Origin of the sequence: Actinoallomurus acaciae (assembly GCF_042429965.1) — a bacterium.
In the GTDB taxonomy this organism is placed as follows: Bacteria; Actinomycetota; Actinomycetes; order Streptosporangiales; family Streptosporangiaceae; genus Actinoallomurus; species Actinoallomurus acaciae.
In genome coordinates this window covers 1-5,313 of sequence record NZ_JBHLZP010000537.1, presented here as the reverse complement: position 1 = coordinate 5,313, position 5,313 = coordinate 1, and the positions used below count along the sequence as shown (strand labels likewise).

The 5,313-nt window shown below is 73.1% G+C and carries 6 protein-coding genes; 4 read left to right on the top strand and 2 right to left on the bottom strand.

What is annotated here, in order from left to right; translation table 11 throughout:
* Positions 1-125 precede the first annotated feature (125 nt).
* Complete coding sequence (locus ACFFNX_RS41150; RefSeq protein ID WP_378211609.1) at positions 126-938, bottom strand: ComEA family DNA-binding protein; 813 nt, start codon at positions 936-938, stop codon at positions 126-128.
* Positions 939-2,160: 1,222 nt separating this feature from the next.
* Between ACFFNX_RS41150 and ACFFNX_RS41145 the strand changes: the two genes are divergently transcribed.
* The 4 genes from ACFFNX_RS41145 to ACFFNX_RS41130 all read left to right on the top strand — a co-directional run bounded on the left by ACFFNX_RS41145 (position 2,161) and on the right by ACFFNX_RS41130 (position 4,846).
* Positions 2,161-2,451, top strand: coding sequence for a hypothetical protein (locus ACFFNX_RS41145; protein WP_378211610.1), 291 nt, complete (start codon positions 2,161-2,163; stop codon positions 2,449-2,451).
* A complete protein-coding gene (locus tag ACFFNX_RS41140; RefSeq protein WP_378211608.1) occupies positions 2,345-2,827 on the top strand; it encodes a TetR/AcrR family transcriptional regulator in 483 nt (160 codons plus the stop codon). The genes ACFFNX_RS41145 and ACFFNX_RS41140 overlap by 107 nt, the downstream gene beginning before the upstream one ends.
* Complete coding sequence (locus tag ACFFNX_RS41135; RefSeq protein WP_378211607.1) at positions 2,824-3,087, top strand: UBA domain-containing protein; 264 nt, start codon at positions 2,824-2,826, stop codon at positions 3,085-3,087. Before ACFFNX_RS41140 ends, ACFFNX_RS41135 begins: the two co-directional genes overlap by 4 nt.
* A gap of 133 nt (positions 3,088-3,220) precedes the next feature.
* Positions 3,221-4,846 (top strand): carboxylesterase/lipase family protein, encoded by a 1,626-nt coding sequence (locus ACFFNX_RS41130; RefSeq protein WP_378211606.1) that lies wholly within the window; start codon positions 3,221-3,223, stop codon positions 4,844-4,846.
* Between the two features lie 40 nt (positions 4,847-4,886).
* Here the strand turns inward: ACFFNX_RS41130 and ACFFNX_RS41125 are convergent.
* Positions 4,887-5,313: DegV family protein (locus ACFFNX_RS41125; RefSeq protein ID WP_378211605.1), on the bottom strand; the 427-nt coding region annotated here is incomplete at its 5' end.

Below are 5,313 nucleotides of genomic sequence, written 5' to 3'. Positions count from 1 at the left end.
GTCGGACGGTGTGGAGGCCGGGCGGTCGTCGGACGGTGTGGAGGCCGGGCGGTCGTTGGGCGGTGTGGAGGCCGGGCGGTCGTCGGACGGTGTGGAGGCCGGGCGGTCGTTGGGCGGCGGGGCGTTCATACGCGGACGAGGTTCTTCACGTCGGCGAACTTGGCCTCGCCGATGCCTGACACCTGCCGTAGCTCGTCGACCGAGCGGAACCCGCCGTGCTGGGTGCGGTAGTCGACGATGCGCTGGGCCAGCACCGGGCCCACACCCGGCAGCTGGTCGAGCTGACCGGCCGCGGCGGTGTTCAGGTCGAGCGGGGCGGCGGGCACGGACGTCCCCGAAACGTCGGGTGCGGCCGACGGCGGCGCCCCGGGCGCGGGGGTGGCGGTGACGCCGACGAGGATCTGTTCGCCGTCGACGACCCTGCGGGCCAGGTTGAGGGTGCCGGTCCTGGCGCCGGGGCGGACGCCGCCCGCCGCCTTGATCGCGTCGATGACTCTGGAGCCGGCGGACAGGGTGACGACACCGGGACGACGGACCTTTCCCGCCACGTCGACGACGAGCATGGCCGGGGTCGGCGAGGGCGTGGCGGCGACCGCCGACGCGGCGGCCTGCTGCGCGGCGGGACGGACGACGGGCGCCTGGGCCGGCTGCGGCCTGGGACGTGACCACCAGAAGAAGGCACCCGCCACCAGGGCGGCCAGCAGGCCGACCAGCGCCAGCACCCGTACACCCGGAAGACCGGGATCCAGGCGCGGGCGGCCACGCCGCACGTCGTCCTCCACCCAGGCGCCATCGTCTCCCGGGTCGTCGGGTGAGGCGCGTAACGCCGCCGCGGGAGGGCCTTGCGACGGCGGCACGGGCCCGCCGTCGAACGACCGCGGCGCCCGGAACGCCTCCCGGAGCCGATCGAGCGCGGACGGATCCATCGGATGCTTCATGGCCCGAGAAGCTAATCGCCGGACACGCAGAGCGATAGATCGAACGCGATCTGTGGATAACCATGCTCTGTGCCGGTGGGCGGTGGGCCTCCCTCTCACGGAAGACAGGCCGACGCGATTGAGCGCTGTGAGGTGGGCGACGGTGATGGCGGTGGCCTCGTCGGCCGGAGATGAGCCGCGACTCGGCGGCGCGTGGCAGCGGCTACCGCAACCTGGCAACGTCAGCCTGAGCCCCGAAGCGTGAACCCGGAATCGCGGCCCGGTGCGCGGCGGCCTCCGCCGCGATACCGGCCTCGCGGTGCACTCGTCGATGATCCGATCAGGGATAGGACGAATCGCGTGGCCATGGCAGGCGTCGATCAGATCGGTTACCGCTCGGGTCTCTCGGCGACCCGCTGGGGCGTTTCGAGCCGACCATCCGGCCGGACCGCCGCGCCGTCGGGGGCTGCGGATGTGGACCGCGCGGCACGCGGCGTCAGGCGGGGCGGACCGCGTCGTACGGTTGTGGGATCCGTCCGGCGGACGGCGGCTCCATCGACCGGCGGGACACCGACAGCGTTACCGGCTTCGCGCTGACCGTCAGGTGGTCAAGCGACGGGGCCGTACGTACGTGGGACGCCGTCACCGGCGAGCCGCCGGCCGCCCGTCCGGCGCAGAGCGGCCGCTCATCGGCATCGGGTTCGTCCGGGCCGCCGACGTGACCACCGCGACGGACGGCACGGTCCGGCTGTGGGACGCGATGAGCGGTGCCCCGGTGGCGACACTGGCGTTGGAGGCGTGTGGCCACGACCACCGGCGCGGGGCGGTGGGTCGTCGCGGGCGGCTCGCTGCGCGTCTGGGGGCGAGGGGGCGCTCACCCGTACGATCCCCTCGTCCGGCGGGGCGGTCACGGCGGTGGCCTTCGGGTCCGGCGGCCTTGTCTCCGGTACGGGCAACGGCACGGCGCGGGTCCATGACTCCGGCACCGGTGGCGAGTCGCAGGTTGCGACCCGCACACCGCGCCGGTCCTGTCACTGGCGTTCGCCGAAGATCTACTGGTCTCCGGTGGAGCGGATGCCGTTGTCCGTACGTGGGAGACGCTGTCGGGCGCGCCCGTCGCTCAGCTGCCCGGCCACACGGCGGGCGTCGGTGGCCGCGCTTTGATCGCCTCCGGCGGGTACGACCGCGTGGTGCGAACCTGGACGCAGTCACGGGCCGGCCGTTGCTCGCGATCCACGGCCCTATGCATCCGCTCGCGTTCGGCGACGGGCTGCTCGTCTCGGCGGGCCATGACGGTCTGGTGCGGGTCTGGGAGGCCGCAACCGGCGCGCACATCCCGGGGAACGAGGGGCCGGTCCGAGCGCTGTGCCTCGACGGGAACGACCTCGCCGCCGACGCCGTCGTACGGCTGTGGCGTCTTCCCACGGGTGAGCTCGTCGGTCGGACCGGTATCCCGCAGAATCCCCGGGCGTCTCGGCGGCCGCCTCAACGTCGCCGCGAGCGGGGCATGGCGGCATGGATGCGCGACCGCTAGACGAGTCTTTCCAAACGCGTTCCCGCATGTGTCCGAATATGGCGCGACGGGCCGTACGTCGCCGTCGGTGTCTTGTGGTCATGGCGCAGGGGTAGGGAAAACGCGGCGGCGGGCGACTGCGCAGGACCGGGTGGACGCGGCCCTGGCCGCCATCGGTGAGGGTGGCTTGTCCGCCGTGGCGGTCGAGCCGCTCGCCAAGCGCCTCAGCGGCACCAAAGGGAGCTTCCACTCGCACTTCGCCAACCGGGAAGGCCGCGCTGGAACACTGGGAAAAGCGCAACACCGACGGCGTCATCGCCGCGGTCGACGTCGAGTCCGATCCGGAGCGGAGGCTGCGAAGTCTCTTCAAGACGGTGCCCGCGGCGGCCACCGATGACCGCCCTGCCGGCCATCGCCGCACACCCGCAGGTCGCCGCCGCACACCCGCAGGTCGCCGCCGCGCTGCGGCGGGTCGCCGAGCGCCGGATCGAGTACGTGACCCAACTCACCGAGCTCGGCTTCTCGCCGGACGAGGCGCGCCGACGTGGCCTGCTCATCTACACCAGCCACCTCGGCCAGACCCAGCTGGTCCATGCCGCGCCGCACGTGCTCCCCACCAGCAGGGGCGACCGCAAGCGGGTACTACGGCCCGAGTGAGCCAGGGGGCGTACTCAGGCGGGCAGGGTGGTGTCAGGTCCACCCCCTACCAGGGTTCACCCCCACTGACGCCGGCCGCCCCGTGCCGGAGAGTCATGCCCACCTGATCGAAGCATGACACCGAGGGGTTCTCATGGAACAGCAGCCAGGCCGTACGATACGGCGCGTCGTCCGCGGCAGGACGTCCATCCGGATGATGGCCGCGGTGGGTATCGCCGGTGCGCTCGCCGCCGGGCTCGCCGGTCCGGCGTACGGCGGAGAGAAGCACCCCTCCGTCGTCCGCGTCCGTGACGGGCTCGTGCGCGGCAGCGTCGGCGCCGGGTACCGGCAGTTCGACGGTATCCCCTACGCCGCGCCGCCCGTCGGTGACCTGCGGTGGACCCCACCGCAGGCGCCGCAGCCGTGGTCCGGCGTACGCGCGGCCACCGAGCCGCGGAGCTCGTGTCCGCAGACCGCCGGGTTCCTCGGCGACGCGGCCAGCGATGACGAGGACTGCCTCTACCTCAACGTCACCACCCCCGCGAACAGCGACGGCAAGCGGCTTCCGGTCATGTTCTGGATCCACGGCGGCGGCTTCTACTCCGGCTCGGGCAGCCTGTACGGCGCCCAGCGCCTGGCCACCGCGGGCAACGTGGTCGTCGTCACGCTCAACTACCGGCTCGGGGTGTTCGGCTTCCTCGACCACCCGGCGCTGGACCGCGCGGGAGGCGAGTCGGGCGACTACGGGATCGAGGACCAGCAGGCCGCCCTGCGCTGGGTGCGGCGGAACGCCGCGGCGTTCGGCGGGGACGCGGGCAACGTGACCCTCTTCGGCGAGTCGGCCGGCGGCGTGAGCACCTGCGCGCAGCTGGCCGCCCCCGCCTCGGCCGGGCTGTTCCGCCGCGCGATCGTGCAGAGCGGCCCGTGCACGATGGCCTCGGAGTGGCCCTACGCCGACGGAAGCTGGGTCGTACGGCCACGGGCGACCGCGGAGAAGCAGGGTGAGGACGTGGCCGCCAGGCTCGGCTGCGAGCAGGACACCGTCGCCTGCCTGCGCGGCAAGTCGGTGGCCGACCTGCTCGACGCCTCCGACGGCGGCCAGGGGTACGGACCGGCGGCCGGCGGTGGCGTGCTGCCCCTGTCTCCGAAGACGGCGCTGGCCACCGGCCGGTTCAACCGCGTGCCGGTGATCCACGGCACCACCCACGACGAGCACCGTACGTTCGTCGCCGCCATCGAGACCTTCACCGGGCACACCGCCACCGCCGCCGACTACCGGCAGGACATCGAGGACTTCTTCGGTAAGGACAAGGCCGCCGCGGTCTTGAAGGAGTACCCGGTCGACGCGTACGAGTCGCCGAGCGTGGCCCTCTCCACCGTCTGGACCGACTCCGCCTGGGCCTGCACCGCTCTGGACACCGACCGGCTGCTCAGCGCCCGCGTGCCCACGTACGCGTACGAGTTCTCCGACTCGACGGCGCCGTGGGCCAGTGACGGGTCCTCGCCGAGCTTCCCGACCGGCGCGTTCCACGCCTCCGAACTGCAGTACCTGTTCGACGACGAGCAGTTCCGTACCCCGCTGAACGCCGGCCAGCGGCAACTGTCCGACCAGATGATCCGCTACTGGACGAACTTCGCGCGCACCGGCGACCCGAACGGCGGCGGCACGACGGCCTGGCCGCGCTTCGCCGGGACGGCGGTACGGTCCCTGTCCACCGGCGGTGACGCGCAGGCCGACCTGTCGAGCGAGCACCACTGCGGCTTCTGGAAGTCGCGGTAAGCACGCGAACGGCGGCCGGGGGGCACCCCCGGCCGCCGTTTCAGAACTGCCGCCGCGACACCACCACGCCGAGCATCCCCGGCCCGACATGCGCGCCCACCACCGGCCCCGCCTCGCCGACGTACAGCTCGAACAGGCGCGGGATGCGCTCGCGCAGCCGCGCCGCGAGGGCCGCGGCCCGCGAGGACGCCGCCACATGCTGGACGGCCACGTCGACCTCCCGGTCGGCGGCGAGTTCGACCGCGAGCTCCTCCAGCCGGGCCAGTGCACGCGACGTCGTCCGTACCTTCTCCAGCGGCGCGATCCGCCCGCCCGTGATGCGCAGCAGCGGCTTGATCATCAACGCCGAGCCCAGCAGGCTCGCCGCCGCGCCGATGCGGCCGCCGCGCCACAGATGTTCCAGAGTGTCGACGTAGAACAGCGAACGCGTCGCGCGCACGCGGCGCATCGCGGCGTTCGCGACCTCG

Coding starts and splice junctions, on each gene's coding strand:
- ACFFNX_RS41150 (WP_378211609.1), bottom strand. CDS start 938: ATGAAGCATCCGATGGATCCGTCCGCGCTCGATCGGCTCCGGGAGGCG.
- ACFFNX_RS41145 (WP_378211610.1), top strand. CDS start 2,161: ATGCATCCGCTCGCGTTCGGCGACGGGCTGCTCGTCTCGGCGGGCCAT.
- ACFFNX_RS41135 (WP_378211607.1), top strand. CDS start 2,824: ATGACCGCCCTGCCGGCCATCGCCGCACACCCGCAGGTCGCCGCCGCA.
- ACFFNX_RS41130 (WP_378211606.1), top strand. CDS start 3,221: ATGGAACAGCAGCCAGGCCGTACGATACGGCGCGTCGTCCGCGGCAGG.